This window comes from Microcoleus sp. D3_18_C4 (assembly GCF_036702355.1).
Lineage (GTDB): Bacteria > Cyanobacteriota > Cyanobacteriia > Cyanobacteriales > Microcoleaceae > Microcoleus.
Genome location: NZ_JAUBTF010000062.1, coordinates 23,129 through 38,383, shown reverse-complemented (window position 1 = coordinate 38,383; position 15,255 = coordinate 23,129). Strand labels below are relative to the sequence as shown.

General features: G+C 43.4%; 14 protein-coding genes. 6 read left to right on the top strand and 8 right to left on the bottom strand.

Going from position 1 to position 15,255, the window contains the following annotated elements; all coding sequences use genetic code 11:
• Positions 1-160 precede the first annotated feature (160 nt).
• Entirely contained in the window at positions 161-343 is a 183-nt protein-coding gene (locus QUA90_RS24600; protein ID WP_333448183.1) for a hypothetical protein, read from the top strand.
• A gap of 81 nt (positions 344-424) precedes the next feature.
• On the opposite strand, the gene QUA90_RS24595 is transcribed toward QUA90_RS24600, so the two are convergent.
• Entirely contained in the window at positions 425-1,882 is a 1,458-nt protein-coding gene (locus tag QUA90_RS24595) for a CHASE3 domain-containing protein (RefSeq protein ID WP_333448182.1), read from the bottom strand.
• A gap of 427 nt (positions 1,883-2,309) precedes the next feature.
• On the bottom strand, positions 2,310-3,764 hold the full coding sequence (locus tag QUA90_RS24590) for a methyl-accepting chemotaxis protein (protein WP_333326448.1): 1,455 nt from the start codon (positions 3,762-3,764) through the stop codon (positions 2,310-2,312).
• Positions 3,765-4,200: 436 nt separating this feature from the next.
• Here QUA90_RS24590 and QUA90_RS24585 point away from each other — a divergent pair, with 436 nt between their 5' ends.
• A complete protein-coding gene (locus QUA90_RS24585) occupies positions 4,201-4,383 on the top strand; it encodes a hypothetical protein (protein WP_333448181.1) in 183 nt (60 codons plus the stop codon).
• A gap of 81 nt (positions 4,384-4,464) precedes the next feature.
• Here QUA90_RS24585 and QUA90_RS24580 read toward each other — a convergent pair whose 3' ends face one another.
• The gene (locus QUA90_RS24580) at positions 4,465-5,916 is read right to left on the bottom strand and encodes a methyl-accepting chemotaxis protein (RefSeq protein ID WP_333448180.1); all 1,452 of its coding nucleotides are present in this window, start codon (positions 5,914-5,916) and stop codon (positions 4,465-4,467) included.
• Positions 5,917-6,230: 314 nt separating this feature from the next.
• On the opposite strand from QUA90_RS24580, the gene QUA90_RS24575 reads away from it, so the two are divergent.
• Entirely contained in the window at positions 6,231-7,253 is a 1,023-nt protein-coding gene (locus QUA90_RS24575; RefSeq protein ID WP_333448179.1) for a cysteine peptidase family C39 domain-containing protein, read from the top strand.
• 196 nt (positions 7,254-7,449) lie between these two features.
• Here the strand turns inward: QUA90_RS24575 and QUA90_RS24570 are convergent, their stop codons facing one another.
• Both QUA90_RS24570 and QUA90_RS24565 read right to left on the bottom strand, forming a co-directional pair.
• On the bottom strand, positions 7,450-7,938 hold the full coding sequence (locus QUA90_RS24570) for a hypothetical protein (RefSeq protein WP_333326456.1): 489 nt from the start codon (positions 7,936-7,938) through the stop codon (positions 7,450-7,452).
• Between the two features lie 169 nt (positions 7,939-8,107).
• Positions 8,108-9,136, bottom strand: a complete 1,029-nt coding sequence (locus tag QUA90_RS24565; protein ID WP_333448178.1) for an isochorismatase — start codon at positions 9,134-9,136, stop codon at positions 8,108-8,110.
• A gap of 81 nt (positions 9,137-9,217) precedes the next feature.
• Here QUA90_RS24565 and QUA90_RS24560 point away from each other — a divergent pair, with 81 nt between their 5' ends.
• Both QUA90_RS24560 and QUA90_RS24555 read left to right on the top strand, forming a co-directional pair.
• Entirely contained in the window at positions 9,218-9,949 is a 732-nt protein-coding gene (locus tag QUA90_RS24560; RefSeq protein ID WP_333384267.1) for a TVP38/TMEM64 family protein, read from the top strand.
• A 16-nt stretch (positions 9,950-9,965) separates the two neighbouring features.
• A complete protein-coding gene (locus QUA90_RS24555) occupies positions 9,966-11,501 on the top strand; it encodes a mercuric reductase (protein WP_333448177.1) in 1,536 nt (511 codons plus the stop codon).
• 143 nt (positions 11,502-11,644) lie between these two features.
• Here the strand turns inward: QUA90_RS24555 and QUA90_RS24550 are convergent, their stop codons facing one another.
• From QUA90_RS24550 to QUA90_RS24540, 3 genes are all read right to left on the bottom strand, one after another.
• Positions 11,645-12,235 carry a Uma2 family endonuclease gene (locus QUA90_RS24550; RefSeq protein WP_333448176.1) on the bottom strand — a complete coding sequence of 197 codons (591 nt, stop codon included), beginning with the start codon at positions 12,233-12,235 and terminating at the stop codon, positions 11,645-11,647.
• 91 nt (positions 12,236-12,326) lie between these two features.
• Positions 12,327-13,202 carry a phosphatase domain-containing protein gene (locus QUA90_RS24545; protein WP_333448175.1) on the bottom strand — a complete coding sequence of 292 codons (876 nt, stop codon included), beginning with the start codon at positions 13,200-13,202 and terminating at the stop codon, positions 12,327-12,329.
• A gap of 181 nt (positions 13,203-13,383) precedes the next feature.
• Complete coding sequence (locus QUA90_RS24540) at positions 13,384-14,469, bottom strand: T4 RnlA family RNA ligase (protein ID WP_333448174.1); 1,086 nt, start codon at positions 14,467-14,469, stop codon at positions 13,384-13,386.
• 191 nt (positions 14,470-14,660) lie between these two features.
• Here QUA90_RS24540 and QUA90_RS24535 point away from each other — a divergent pair, with 191 nt between their 5' ends.
• Positions 14,661-15,221 carry a hypothetical protein gene (locus tag QUA90_RS24535; RefSeq protein WP_333448173.1) on the top strand — a complete coding sequence of 187 codons (561 nt, stop codon included), beginning with the start codon at positions 14,661-14,663 and terminating at the stop codon, positions 15,219-15,221.
• Positions 15,222-15,255 lie beyond the last annotated feature (34 nt).

Below are 15,255 nucleotides of genomic sequence, written 5' to 3'. Positions count from 1 at the left end.
TCCTCAATCTTGGCCCTCTTGTTGGCCTGTTGTTTCTAACACCTCCTAATTGTAAAAAACCTACACTTGTAAGCTCCCCCTCTCTCCTCCTCCTCCTCCGCTGTCCCACGGACGATCGCATAAATGTTACAACCGAGTTAAGCGACCATATTCGGAACCTATGGAAATAGTAGTGACGCTGGTGCTGGGTTCGGTGCTGTTGGTCTGGGGAATGCGGTTCAGGCGGGTGTTAATTCGATCGTCCGTTACAGAAGAGGATTTGTTTAAGGGCAGAAATTTCCTCGCCCTGGCTTTCGGGATGCGAGCGCCTGCGAACACTTTGACTTGGATGCCGACTGTTTGACAAGCTGGGAGGCCAGGGAGATCAATTCATGACTCAATGCTATCAATTGCTCGTCTGCTATCCCAAAAAACTGAGCGCCATTTAGACAATTGAATTGAGATTTTGGGCTGCATCGTTCAATTGTTGAGTGCCTACTTTGGTTTGAGTAATACCACTAGCAGTTTCTTTTGCTGCTAGGTTGAGGCTGTTCATCGCCTCCACTACTTGTTGAATGGCCACTGCTTGTTGTTGAGCAGTTAGAGAAATTTGTTGATTGTTCAATACCACATTGTTAACAGCATTTGCTATTTCCGAGAAAGCTGCTGCCGTTTCTTGACTGATGTTTGTTCCTTCTTCTACTGTTTTAGTACCTTCCTTTGTCACCCTTACGGTAGAATTTATCGCATTCTTGATATCATCGACTAGGCGGTTAATTTTCGCGGCTGATTTCTTACTTTGGTCTGCTAGTTTGCGGATTTCTGTGGCTATGACAGTAAAACCTTTGGCGTTTTCGCCCGCCCGGACTGCTTCTACTGAGGCATTCAGTGCCAGCATATTTGTTTGATTGGCTAAATCTGTGACATCAGTAGAGATATTGCCAATCTGATGGGTTTGTTCGCTCAATTGCAGAATTTGTGCCGCTATCGCCCCGACATTTTCTTTCAATATTGTCATCGATTTCAGGGTTTGCTCCACTGCTAGGGTTCCCCTTTCAGTGCTCTTTAAAGCTTGCCGTGCAGATTCCGCACCAGCTTGGGCTTGCTGGGCTGATTGTTGGGAAGCAGCGCCCAATTCATCCATTGTGATTGTAGTTTGATTTACAGAGCTCGATTGGTGTGCGGCTGTGCGTTCCTGTTGTTCCACTGTGGCCGCAATTTTTGTGGAAGAACTGGCGATCGTATTTGCTACCTGATTGATTGGTCGGATAATTTTATCAAAAATAAATAATACAATAAATGAACCCAATACTACAGCAACAACCGTACCTCCTATAGAAACAATCGTCGCTAATTGCTCCGACTGTTTTGCTAATTTTGTTCGTTGAACCAGTAAAGCATCTTCTACCTTAAGCATTTCTGCCAGCTTATCCCTGATTTCATCCATAAATATCTTGCCTTTACCTGAAATTACCAATGCTCTTAGTTCGGGTTCTTTTCCAGCTCTTTTCAGAGATATAGTTGCCGCTAATTCATCTAGTTTTTGCTGAGCAAAATTTTCAACTTGCTCCAACCTTTTAACTTGCTCAGGGTTATCTTTTATTAGCTCTTTTGTATTATTTACTGTTTTATAAAAGGCGAGTCTCCCCTTTTGGTAAGGTTCTAAAAATTCCTCATTTCCAGCGAAGATAAACCCCCGCTGTCCTGTTTCAGCATCCAATAAATCTTTTTCTAGGGCTTGCAAATTTGTCTTAACTACATAAGTGTGCGTTTGCAACTCAATAGCTGCGGCTAAATTATCCATACTCAATTTAGTGGCCAATCCGATGCTAATCATTAACAAAAAAATTGAGCCGAAGCCCAACGGAACTACTTTCCTAAGCCGAATAATATTTGGGGACATTTCCCTTTTTACTCCTTGATTAGTTATTTACTTTGGCAAAACAGATAGTGTGAAAAATGATTCCTTGCGTAAGTCCTATTAACCTAAGTTGCTAGTTATGTCCTATACATTGATTCACCCTCTCCCCAACCCCTCTCGCACCTCCCCCAGCCGCTCCTACAAGAGGAGGGGGGGAAAAGGAAAAAATTTTATAGATGGGCGAGAAGCTTTAATCCTGCTCTTGCTCCCCTTCTCCCCCGGTGCGGATTTGCGGGCTGGGGGATGAGGGGGAATAACTAGCAACTTGCGTTATTAGTCTATTTCTTTACGCAGATATCCGTCGATGTTAGTAGGGTTTTTCATTAGCGACTCTAGGGGCGGGTTTAATGGGCAATATAATAAATATTATTACTTGACAGCCACAGAAAACCAGCCTCTACCCACTAACTTACACAATTGAATTGAGATTTTGGGCTGCATCGTTCAATTGTTGAGTGCCTACTTTGGTTTGAGTAATACCACTAGCGGTTTCTTTTGCCGATAGGTTGAGGCTGTTCATCGTATCCACTACTTGTTTAATAGCAACGGCTTGTTGTTGAGCAGTGAGAGAAATTTGTTGATTGTTCAATACCACATTGTTAACAGCATTTGCTACTTCTGAGAAAGCTGCTGCCGTTTCTTGACTGATGTTTGTTCCTTCTTCTACTGTTTTAGTACCTTCCTTTGTCACCGTTACGGTGGAATTTATCGCATTCTTGATATCATCGACTAGGCGGTTAATTTTCTCGGCTGATTTCTTACTTTTATCTGCTAGTTTGCGGATTTCTGTGGCTATGACAGTAAAACCTTTGGCGTTTTCACCCGCCCGGACTGCTTCTACTGAGGCATTCAGTGCCAGCATATTTGTTTGATTGGCTAAATCTGTGACATCAGTAGAGATATTGCCAATCTGATGGGTTTGTTCGCTCAATTGCAGAATTTGTGCCGCTATCGCCCCGACATTTTCTTTCAATATTGTCATCGATTTCAGGGTTTGCTCCACTGCTAGGGTTCCCCTTTCAGTGCTCTTTAAAGCTTGCCGTGCAGATTCCGCACCAGCTTGGGCTTGCTGGGCTGATTGTTGGGAAGCAGCGCCCAATTCATCCATTGTGATTGTAGTTTGATTTACAGAGCTCGATTGCTGTGTGGCTGTGCGTTCCTGCTGTTCCACTGTGGCCGCAATCTCTGTGGAAGAACTAACAATCATATTGACTGACTGATTCATGCTCTTTGCAATGCCTGAAGCAATCCACAAAGCGATCGCAATTGCCGTAAGTGCAGCTAAAGCAGTGCTTAAAATCACCACTGTAGTCAGGAACTGCAAAGCTTGAATTTGCTCTTTTTCTTGATCAATTAAAATCCCTTCCTCGGTGCTTTGAAACTCCTTAGCTATAGCATCAACCTGACGAAGCTTTGGTACAATTTGGCTCTTCCATAAGTTAAGTCCCTCGTCTTGCTTACCTTTATCAACCAAAGAAAAGGCTTGTCTATAGCCTTGGTCTATCTGATTTTTTAAGACCTTCATTTCATCTAGCCGCTGGCGCTGTTGCGGGTTTTGTGCCCGATTAAGTAAATCCTGATAGGATTTGTCAAAGCTGTTTTCCTCTTCATTGTATTCAGTTAAGAAAGCACTATCTTTGGCCAAAAAATACCCACGAGCAGCTTTTTGCATACCTGCAAATCCTAGCTGTTGAGCTTTTAATGCTAGAACAACCGCATGAGAATTATTTAGAACCTTGGCTTTTTCTTCGACTTCTTTAGCATTAAAGAAAACCAAACTAGCTGCTCCAACTGAAAGCAAAATCGGTAGGGAATATCCCCACAGAATACGCTCTCTTAATTTGGTGGCTTTGAAGTTAATCATCTTAATTTTTTCCTATCTTTAAAAAACAAACAAATTAAGCCACTTCAAAGCCAGGGGAACTGCATATCCGAGCCGCCTCCGGTTTCTCAGCTTTAAGTTGGCAAACATGGCAATATCTCCTGTTGGGTTAGGTAGCTAAATTATCTGATTCTCAACCATTGACTCAGACTCATCAAGAAAAACCTGAAAAAACTTAATATCGAGCCAGCTATGCAGGTCAAAGCCTTTAGGATTAAGGGTTGTTTTACCTGCTTCGATTTTGGATAAATCCTGTTTATTCGATTGTAGCGAGAAATTCAGGAACGAAACCCAAACATCGTCAAATTCTCTCCCCCCCTGTTCCTCTTTCCCACTGTTCCTCTCTCCCACTATTGATTTGGGATCAAGTCGATCGCATAAATGCTAAAACCTAGTTAAGCAACAAAATTTTGAGTTCATGGAAATAGTAGTGACGCTGGTGCTGGGTTCGGTGCTGTTTGTCTGGGGAATGCGGTTCGGGCGAGTGTTAGTTCGCTCTGGAGTGACAGCTAATGATTTGTTTAAGGGCCGAAATTCGATCGCCCTGGCTTTCGCCATGCGATCGCCTGCTAACACTTGGACTTGGATGCCGACTGTTTGACAAGTTGGGAGGGCTGCGAGCTCAATTCATGACTCAATGCTATCAATTGCTAGTCTGCAAGCCCAAAACACTGAGCACCCTTTAGACAATTGAATTGAGATTTTGGGCTGCATCGTTCAATTGTTGAGTGCCTACTTTGGTTTGAGTAATACCACTAGCGGTTTCTTTTGCTGCTAGGTTGAGGCTGTTCATCGCCTCCACTACTTGTTGAATAGCCACTGCTTGTTGTTGAGCAGTTAGAGAAATTTGTTGATTGTTCAATACCACATTGTTAACAGCCTTTGCTATTTCCGAGAAAGCTGCTGCCGTTTCTTGACTAATTTTGGTTCCTGATTCTACTGTTTTAGTACCTTCCTTTGTCACCGTTACGGTGGAATTTATCGCATTCTTGATATCATCGACTAGGCGGTTAATTTTCTCGGCCGATTTCTTACTTTGGTCTGCTAGTTTGCGGATTTCTGTGGCTATGACAGTAAAACCTTTGGCGTTTTCGCCCGCCCGGACTGCTTCTACTGAGGCATTCAGTGCCAGCATATTTGTTTGATTGGCTAAATCTGTGACATCAGTAGAGATATTGCCAATCTGATGGGTTTGTTCGCTCAATTGCAGAATTTGTGCTGCGATTGCCCCGACATTTTCTTTCAAAATTATCATCGATTCCAGTGTTTGCTCCACTGCTAGGGTTCCCCTTTCAGTGCTCTTTAAAGCTTGCCGTGCAGATTCAGCACCAGCGTGGGCTTGTTGGGCTGATTGTTGGGAAGCAGCGCCCAACTCATCCATTGTGATTGTAGTTTGATTTACAGAGCTAGATTGCTGTTTTGCTGTGCGTTCCTGTTGTTCAACTGTGGCAGCAATCTCTGTGGAAGAACTGGCGATCGCATTCACTGCGTTACTAATTGTTTTAGCAATACCTGAAGAGATTAAAAAGGCAGCAAGTAAGGCGATTGTGATGCCTAAGACGGCACCGACCAAAACGGCAGCGACTAAAAATCTGATATTTTCTTCTGCGTTGGAAGTTGCAGCGTCCATAATTTCATGCTCTTTTTCATTAAAAGAGCGATTTACTTCGTTAAATTCATTGATGATTAATGTCCCTTTTTTTGTGGCAAAAACTTCTAGCGCTTCTTTTTGCTTTCCTTGCTTGACTAAATTAATCATTTGTCCACCAAAATCATCATATTGTTTTTGTAAGCCCATCATTTTTTGCAATCGCTCTTTTTGGCTGGGATTTTCAATCGTCTTGCCTAGAGATGCTGCTGTTTCTTCAAATGTTTGTAAACTTTTTTGATAAGCATTTAAATAATCTCCATCCTTGATCAGAATATAGCCCCTAGTATCTGCCACCATCTGGGCCATGTAAAAACTCATATAATCTGTCCCTTCTATGGCAATAAGCGAGATTTTTGTTTGTTTATATGACTCGGCTATCTTACTGGCGCTAGAGAAAACTGGCGCTACTAATCCTACAAATAAAGCAATGGGAACTGCATATCCGAGTAACATCCGGTTTCTCAGCTTTAAGTTGACCAACATAGCAATCTCTCCTTTGGGGTTAGGTAGCTGAATTATCTGATTGTCACCATTGATTCACACTCATAAATAAAAACCTGGCAAAACTTAATGTCGAGCAAGCGATGCAGGCCAAGCCTTTAGGATTAACGGTTGTTCTACCTGCTGCGATTTTGGTTGGATACATCTTCTTTATTCGATTGTAGCGGGCAATTGAAGAACGAAACCCAAACATCGTCAAATTCTCTCCCCCACTCTTCCTCTCTCCCACTCTTGATTTGCCTCCAAGTCGATCGCATAAATGTTACAACCTAGTTAAGCAACAAAATTTTGAGTTCATGGAAATAGTAGTGACGCTGGTGCTGGGTGCGGTGCTGTTTGTCTGGGGAATGCGGTTCGGGCGAGTGTTAGTTCGATCCGGAGTGACGGCTAATGATTTGTTTAAGGGCAGAAATTCGATCGCCCTGCTGTTTTTGGGTTTTTATATTGCTTTGCTGCTACTGGCTCTAAATATGCCTCAAATGCCAGCTTTGCCGATCGAGTGGCGCTTTCACGGGATGCGAGTTACTTGGACTTTGCTACGAGTGATGTTGATGGGAGTCTGCGGTATTGGGTTTAGTATAAGTTGGTTGACAGCGCGACCCCAAGTAATCGCAGTAATCTTAATTGGTTGCTTGGGATTGGGAGGATTTACAGGCGCTGAAAACTATTTCATGGCGCCAATTTACGATGATTTAATAGATAATTTGCAGCCAAACGGTGTATTTCGGCAAACATCTAACAGCAGTTGCGCCCCCGCGGCCCTAGCAACAGTGTTAAGGCGTTGGGGAATCGAGGCGACGGAATCGAGTGTAGCGCGTTTTGCCCGGACGAGTCGCTTGGGAACTTCCATGCCGCAAATAATTGTAGCAGCAAGAGCTTTAGGCGTAAATGCGATCGAACTAAGGCCTACTTGGGAGCAAATTCAGCAAATTAATCGCCCCGGAGTTCTAGCAGTTTGGCTATTTGACGGCCCTCGGAAGCTACCCCACGCGGTCGCTTTGCTGGGCATGAATGACAGTGTAGCTGCCATTGGAGACCCGGCGCGGGGCAGGATTTTCTATTTAGATAGGGCAACTTTTACCCAGATTTGGCGCGAAGAATACGTGCCGATTTTTCGTTCGGCGGATATCTTGTTAAGTAACAAACAAGCTGTTGACTATTTGAGTAAATTAGGATATAATAGCGGCAATTTAAAAGCAGATATCGAGCGCTTTCAAACAGATAAAAAATTGCAAGTCAGCGGTCACTTAGACCGGATGACGGAATTAATGTTGAGCGGCAGTTTTTTGCAAGAAGTCCCCAGATTGGATGGGAAATAGTTATTGAAAATCGTCAACCGTAGAGGCAAGAGGAATTGTGAAGTCTTTTTTAAACAATAGTTGAGCCATCCGTTCCTAGCGATCGCAAAAAATCGCTTGCACCTTCGTAGCATGGCTGCCTGAAATTACCGTAAACGTAGGCAGTTGCCTCTAATTCCTCCTATATTTTTACGGTCGATCGCACATTGAGTACGCCTCACCGTTTTTGACAATTGGGAACAGTTGAATCGCTCATTTTAGGCTCAGACAGCTTGACTTCCCATCCAGGTAAATTCCACCAATTAACTCGCTGATTCGGCTGAATCCAGAAGTTTAGTTGTGTAATCTTACCATCCTCAAATCTGAGTCTGGGAAAGTTAGGATAACTGGTATCATCGGTTTCGCGATAAGTGCGTCCCAGGTAATTTAGGCAGGTCGTTAATCCCTCAGTAATTCCCAATTCTTCGACTCCCGTTCCCTTCAATTTGGCATCATCGTAGCTGAAAGAACCGTCGAATGAATTGCCCGCTAACCCGCCTTTAGTAACAGTGATGGTGAAATCGTAGGTTACGGGAACTGCGTAAGCTTGGGTTGCAGTTACAACTGTGCTCAGAATAGTAGTGGCGATGGCCACCGATAGTTTTGAAATTGCTCGCACACTCGCATCCCGAAACAGAACAACACTATAAATTTTGTTTTCAGCCATCGGGAAACTCCTTAACTACGCTTGTGTCGTAAGTGATTTACCGGATATGATATCATACGTAATCAGTTAAATGCGATCGCAGTCGAGTGCCAAGCGAACAAAAATTACCGCATCTGGTTAATCATGTATACTTTTTTGCACGGAAAACCGCAAGATAAAACACTCGTCTTTAATCGCCCAGAATTAACTCAGTAGATTGAACAATATTCATTCCCGCCGCCGCAAATTTTTGATAAGCTGCATCTGCTTGTTCCGTAAAATCAACAACACCCGGAACCACCACAGGCGAAGTGCAATCTTCCAGCAAATAAACCTTCTTTGCCAAATTCGGATCTCGCGCCAAAATTTCCGTTAACAAATCATCAATTGTCCAAGCAACGCAGTGACTTTTGGCTTGTCCGGCAATAATTACTGCATCAAAATCGAGTAATTTATCAATAAACTTAGCATTCTTTTCAGCAATCGGATTGCCGTCGAATCCCTCTAAAACTTCCGGCCGCAAAACCGAATAATTTTCTGTCAGTGGATTATCCCCTTTGATCTCAAAAAGTGCTTGGCTGTTGCGGGCTATAGTATGAAAAAATACTGCTTCTTCCACCGCAGAAACCAGGGCGTGTCCGATGCCACCTAACATTGAGTGATAGGGCCAAATTGTGAGGGGATATTTCCCATCGTCGCTGAGTTTCTTGACGTAGTGGCAAGCCTGTTTTTCCAGTGCTGAAAAATTAGCCCCGCTGATGCTGTGGGCTATGGCGGGATTGACTTTCCAAATGCCTTGCTGCACGTCTTCGAGTGTAATAGAAGTTGCCGCTGGTAGGGGGTGTTCGCCTGCTTCGTTGATCCAAAAAATTGGATGAAAAATTTGCATGGCGGTGTGGGTATCCATTGTCGGCGCAATGGTTGTAATTGCGTTTAAATTGCGATAAATAAATTCGCACAGTCGCAGGTTGTCATCGACAGCACCGCTACCGGAACGCCCGCCCACAAATAGTTCAAATTCGGGCAAACAAAAGGTATTTTGGGCATCGATTATCAGCAAACAAATGCGGTTTTTGTCGCTGGATGCTGGCTGGATGCTGTGCTGCTTTGTCCAATCTTTCGCTTGGGTTCCCAGTTCTTGGTAGGGGACGCGCCAGACTTCGCCTACTTTTTTGGGGTCGAAATGTTCGGGGATTGGAAGTTGGGCTTTTGGTGTCATGACGATCGCTTGTAGGGTAGTTTACAGTAATAATTTCAGTTTGGAGTATAATGCTGATAAATATTTATTTGCGGGTGAATCATGGCAAAAGAACGAATCCAAGATTATGCTAGGGTAAAATTTAAACGCATAGTGTTGTTTTTTTCGATCACACTTTTGCTCGCTCTCTTAATTGTAGCAACTAGATCTGCCTACGTTCAAGATGTTTTGAGAAGTCTGTTAATGCGGATTGAGGATTTAGGGTGGTGGGGGCCAGTGGCTTTTGTCGCTACTTATAACTTGGCTACTGTGCTGTTTGTACCGGGTTCGTTACTGACGCTGGGAGGGGGGGCGATTTTTGGTTTGTGGTGGGGTGCTGTTTACGTCTTTGCGGCTTCGACTTTAGGTGCTGTATTTGCTTTTGCGATCGGGCGCTATTTGTGCCGCGATCGCGTGGTAAAATATATGGAATCTCACCCCAAGTTTAAAGCTCTCGATCGCGCAGTTTCCCAACAAGGATTAAAAATAGTTTTTTTAACTCGTCTTTGTCCTTTATTTCCTTTCAATTTATTGAATTACGCTCTGGGAATTACTCAGGTTTCTTTGAAAGATTACGTGCTGGGTTCCTTTGGCATGATACCGGGTACAATTATGTACGTTTACTCCGGTTCTTTGGTGGGAGAGGTTGCTGCGATAGGCACGGAAAGTGTGTATGCAAGTCCTCAAGATTCCGCCGTAAAATGGTTGATTAATATTATCAGTTTTCTTGCTACAGTCGCTGTTACTGTCTTTATCACTCGCATAGCCAGCAAGGTTTTGGAAGAAAGTATTTAATTAGGAGTATTTGCGAATGTCGCAGTCAAAAGTCGATCGCGTAACTGTCCCCCCGATGGACGAACACAACCAGAAATTAGTCTCCTATTTGCATCCGCCAGATTGGGAAAATCCGCAGCCTGCTAGCAGTTATAATTTAGTAGTAATTGGCGCGGGCCCCGCTGGATTAATTGTTGCTGCCGGTGCCGCAGGTTTGGGCGCGAAAGTTGCTTTGATTGAAAAACATTTGATGGGCGGCGACTGTTTGAATGTCGGTTGTGTGCCGTCAAAAGCTTTAATTCGATCGTCCCGCACTGTCGGCGATATCTGGGAAGCAAGTAAATTTGGTGTTAATGTTTCTGACAGTGTAGAAGTGGATTTTGCCGCTGTGATGGAACGGCTGCGCCGCATCAGGGCGGGAATCAGCGATGTTGATTCGGTTCAACGATATCAGGAGAAATTAGGAGTCGATGTTTTTCTGGGTTCGGGTCGTTTTACTAGCAATAATACAGTAGAAGTTGCAGGTCAAACTCTCCGCTTTAAAAAAGCAGTAATTGCCACAGGTGCAAGGGCGCGACAACCACAAATTCCCGGTTTACAAGAAGCTGGATATCTGACAAATGAAACTGTCTTTAACCTGACAGAAAGACCTCAGCGTTTGGCAGTAATTGGGGCAGGGCCGATCGGCTGCGAATTGGCTCAAGCCTTTCGGCGGCTGGGTTCGGGAGTCGTATTGCTGCACAAAAATGCTCAGATTTTAGACAAAGAAGACGCAGATGCTGCTAAAATCGTGCAGCAGGCTTTTGTACGCGAAGAAATTCAACTAATACTAGAATCCCAAATAGAGCGCGTTGAGAAAACAAATGCAGGCAAAGTAATTTATTATAAATCTCAAGGTAAGGAAGCATCGGTAACAGTAGATGAAATTATTGTCAGTACAGGGCGATCGCCCAACGTCGAAGGATTGAATCTGGAGGCTGTGGGTGTCGAATACGATACACACACGGGTGTATTTGTCAACGACAATTTGCAAACTACTAATCCCCGCATTTATGCCGCTGGGGATATTTGCATGAAACATAAATTTACTCACGCTGCTGATTTTGCCGCGAGAATGGTAATTCAAAACACTCTATTTTTCGGGCGCAAAAAGCTCAGCGCTTTGACGATACCTTGGTGTACTTACACAAACCCGGAAATTGCGCGCGTCGGAATTGGGGAACACGAAGCTAAGGAAAAAGGCATTGATATCGATACATTTTTAATCCCTTTCAGTCAAGTCGATCGGGCAATTATTGACGGCGAAGAGGAAGGATTTGTGAAAATTCACGTTAAAAAAGGTAGCGATAAAATATTAGGTGCAACTATTGTAGCGCGACACGCTGGGGATATGATCAGCGAGATTACTTTGGCAATGGTTAACAATATTGGTTTGGGAAAGATTGCTAGCACAATTCACCCGTATCCGACGCAAGCTGATGCAATTCGGAAAGCGGGAGATGCTTACAATCGCACTCGTTTGACGCCGCTTGTTAAGAATTTGTTTAATCGCTGGCTGGGTTGGACGCGATAGATAAATAATTGTGGAACAGGCATCTTGCCTGTTCATTATTGGCTTTTATGGGCGGCGTCTAAGCCTACCACAAAATAAAATTCACTCTCTGTGGAACAGGCATCTTGCCGGTTCATAAAAAAGCTGCAAAATTAGGTGTGTTTTTATCCTTCTGTTTCTGTTTCTGTTTCAAATCCAACACCTTCATACAAAAGTGCGATCGGCAAATCAAACCCAATACTTGATAGAGTGATAATCTCCCCAGCAGTGTAAGAATAGTAAAGCCACATTCTCCCCTCTCCCCGACAGTAACGCTCAACAAAAATCTTTTCTGCGTCAATCAAGATATACTCTTGCAAAGTCGGTATTTTTAGGTAACAAGTGAATTTTTCATCCCGATCTTTAGCACTTGTACTGGGAGAAAGAACTTCCACAATTATTTTAGGATTCTGAATGAATGTGCGGGAATTGAGGTCTTGAGGGTCGCAACTGACTATCACATCAGGGTAGTAGTAACGGCTTTGAAAACTGACTTGCAATTTCACATCTGACACGTTCATCCGACAGCCTCTGGAACGCAGATGTGGGTACAAGTTCCTGTAAAAGTTGAGTGCAAGATCGTTATGAGGAATTGTACTGCCTGTCATGGCAAAAACTTCGCCGTTGACATATTCGTAGCGAATCTCTTGTTGAGCTTCCCATTCGAGATATTCCTCAACGGTCATTTTTTGGGGCGCTTGGGGAATGGATATCATAACAAAATTTTTTGCAATGTTACTTTGATTGTAGCATTAGGGGTGGGACAATGGTTGAAAGTTGCGATCGCCCGCGCAAACAAACCCGGCCTTAAAAATCCCCTTCATCTACTTGGAATACCGTCAATCCCAAAGACCGCCACATATCAACAACTTGCTGGCGATCGTCCAAAACAAATTTAATGTTATATTTCCCTTCAATATGCTGCCGATAAAATTCTTCCTTCATAATCGCATCCTTCCTCATATCTCCGGTTTTCCGCATATAAAGAGCCGCATAATTAACCTCATACTGCTGCAACCATTTTTCAGTTTGAGACTGACAGTCATCTGTGCGGCCCGACACTACAATAATATTAACGCTAGACTGCCATTTGCGAACGGTATCTAAGACGGGCTGATTGGGCAAATCGCGATCGCACGTAGAAGCATCAAAAGGATTTCTGCCGTTGAGAAGTGCCAGCGTACCGTCCATATCCACAATAATTGCATCCGGCAAATCCGGCTTATATTCCGGCGGCACAACGGGAACCCGAACGTACTTATTGTACATCTTCATGATCACATCTTTGCCCACCGAATTAAGCCTTTTCAAATCCCGTTTAATACATTCCTCAACCGGAACTTGTAGGAAAGAATCATTAACTTCCACAACAGCTTTACCTTTAACCAACTCCTTGATATGCTCGATGTGAGGCCCGAAATTAGTATCATCAACAATGACGTGCTTGTCACTTTCCAAAGCCATCAAAATAATCGTATCTCTCAACTGTACAATAAACTTTTCATTTGCAGGCGACCAATGAGAAGCGTGAGCCATTTCTCTGAGCAAATCTTTATTGCTACGCACCCACTTTGCAGGTTCAGACAGCAGCAACTCCCTAGCAAATTGAGACTTTCCCGAAGCAGGTAAACCAACAAGTACAATAACTCTTTTCATGGTAATTGGTAATTGGTAATTGGACATTGGGCATTGGGCATTGGGCATTGGGCATTGTTTAAATACTTACCTCTTCATTCCATCCGTTACATCCGTTACATCCCGTACATTGCTCGTTGCCGAACTTCCCTCTTCCTTCAACATCTGCCTCACGCTCGATCATTAATCCGTGTATCCGTGTCAAAATCCGTGTCGTGCCTTTCTGCTTCTACAAACCTAAATGGATGTAATCTAAACCCAACAACTCCTCTATTTTATGGATCGTAACATCACGGAGAGCTTCTTTCACTCCCGCAACTCTTCGGGCCCGCAAAGAAAACAAAATCCCGGAATACGGCAAATGTTTCACAGCTAAGGCAAAATCTTTCTGAACTTCGATATGTTCGTGCTGTCGGTAAACTTCCTCGATTTCTTCAACCAAAGATTGATATTTCTCCTTAACTTGTTGATACAACTCACTCCACTCAGGAAAATAAGCTAAAAACTCTTCCCCTTCATTAGTTAAAACAATTTCTATCATCCGGCGGGTCGAAAACCCTTCACGAAGATGGGAAATCGCGACATATTGCGGAGACTTAACTTTAACTCGGTTGAAGTTAGCGTCGCAGATAATATACCCTTCCGAATCCATAGGATCTAAATGTTGAGCCGCTTCGATAACTTCTTTCCAGCTAGTTAAAGGATAGGCTTCGACCAATTCCCATCCGTATTTATTAGCCCAAAGACTGGGGGCGGTTTCTAGCAGGGTTTGAGTGTTGCGAACGCCGTGCAAGACGATTTGATTGTTAGTTTGCTGGACAACTATTCTATTGTAAGGCGTCAGCAACTCAAAGATAAAACACTGGTCGGTTTCTTGTGGCAATTGATATCCCAATTCTTGCCAGACTTTCCAAAAAAGTTCGGCAAAAGTGAATCCAAAACCATTAACTTCGCCGGCGGCGTCGGGAGTGCCGCTAGATTGCACTCTCCATTCTCCCTTGTAAAAATACAGTACAGTCAGCGAACCGTCTAGTTTTTGGTAAACTTTGGCATTTGTCCAATCAATTGCAGCAGCGTGAATTTCTCCGTAATTAAAAAATTTGTTGTAGGGATAAGAAACTATCTGCCAATCTTGAGATGAATCTAAAATAATGCCTCGGCACTGCTGGACTATTTTTTCGCCTAGGGGAGATTCTATCTGCGAGTATTTCAGACAGACTAAATCGGGATATTGGCGGTGGCGGGTAACTTTGATATGATAAGTTTCGGACAAGGTTTCCAATCCGTGCTGGCGTAAATAATCTTGCAGTTCCACGTTCTCTTCCTAAATTTGTCGCCTTTTATATTTTATCGGTAACTGCATATTTTAGTGAATTTGTAAGAAAAAATTAAACTTGCTTTTTTTCGGAATGCCTATTGTGAAGTTTGTATTTTGGAGTATGGTTGTAAATAGGTGAATGCGCTTCACAAAAAAACAGGACTATTTCGACAGTAAGGAAAAAAATAATGAACAATAAATTATTACTTTTGGCGACTTCTACGTGTGTATTGACTGTTTTAGTACCTGTATCGCGAGTTTTTGGTGCGTGCGAATTGTCGCAGCGACCGCGGGAAACCCAATCTGTTGCTGTAGCGGGTACTGTTGTTCCGGTAAGTCAAATCTTGCAAAAGTTAAAAGGCAAAACACAAGTACCAATTTTCCTCCCCAGCCGGCTTCCTATCTCGCAGAAGCTTTACTATCAAAGCCAAGCGACAACGGACAGCTATACTATTTCTATGGAGTATACAGCAGATTGCCGAGGTGCGGGAGCTTGCACTTTTGGGGAAATTCGAGGTCAGAAAGGCGGTGAGTTTTCGACCAAAGTAGAAGGGGTAACTAAGACTTTAAAAAATGTTCAACTGGCTGACCGAGTGAAAGGAGTTTTTCACAATGGTTGCGGGGCTTACTGCACAGCAACTCTTGAGTGGAAAAGTCAGGGTTTTATGTATACGGTAGCCCTTAAGAACGGACGAGAATCTGATTTAATTTTAATAGCAAATTCAGCTATTATAGCTCGGAAGCGTTAAGTTTTGTAGTCGGGCACGCACAACTTCTATCTGT

Excerpts from the sequence above, each read along its gene's own strand:
- QUA90_RS24600 (WP_333448183.1), top strand. The coding sequence starts at position 161 with ATGGAAATAGTAGTGACGCTGGTGCTGGGTTCGGTGCTGTTGGTCTGG.
- QUA90_RS24595 (WP_333448182.1), bottom strand. The coding sequence starts at position 1,882 with ATGTCCCCAAATATTATTCGGCTTAGGAAAGTAGTTCCGTTGGGCTTC.
- QUA90_RS24590 (WP_333326448.1), bottom strand. The coding sequence starts at position 3,764 with ATGATTAACTTCAAAGCCACCAAATTAAGAGAGCGTATTCTGTGGGGA.
- QUA90_RS24585 (WP_333448181.1), top strand. The coding sequence starts at position 4,201 with ATGGAAATAGTAGTGACGCTGGTGCTGGGTTCGGTGCTGTTTGTCTGG.
- QUA90_RS24580 (WP_333448180.1), bottom strand. The coding sequence starts at position 5,916 with ATGTTGGTCAACTTAAAGCTGAGAAACCGGATGTTACTCGGATATGCA.
- QUA90_RS24575 (WP_333448179.1), top strand. The coding sequence starts at position 6,231 with ATGGAAATAGTAGTGACGCTGGTGCTGGGTGCGGTGCTGTTTGTCTGG.
- QUA90_RS24570 (WP_333326456.1), bottom strand. The coding sequence starts at position 7,938 with ATGGCTGAAAACAAAATTTATAGTGTTGTTCTGTTTCGGGATGCGAGT.
- QUA90_RS24565 (WP_333448178.1), bottom strand. The coding sequence starts at position 9,136 with ATGACACCAAAAGCCCAACTTCCAATCCCCGAACATTTCGACCCCAAA.
- QUA90_RS24560 (WP_333384267.1), top strand. The coding sequence starts at position 9,218 with ATGGCAAAAGAACGAATCCAAGATTATGCTAGGGTAAAATTTAAACGC.
- QUA90_RS24555 (WP_333448177.1), top strand. The coding sequence starts at position 9,966 with ATGTCGCAGTCAAAAGTCGATCGCGTAACTGTCCCCCCGATGGACGAA.
- QUA90_RS24550 (WP_333448176.1), bottom strand. The coding sequence starts at position 12,235 with ATGATATCCATTCCCCAAGCGCCCCAAAAAATGACCGTTGAGGAATAT.
- QUA90_RS24545 (WP_333448175.1), bottom strand. The coding sequence starts at position 13,202 with ATGTCCAATTACCAATTACCAATTACCATGAAAAGAGTTATTGTACTT.
- QUA90_RS24535 (WP_333448173.1), top strand. The coding sequence starts at position 14,661 with ATGAACAATAAATTATTACTTTTGGCGACTTCTACGTGTGTATTGACT.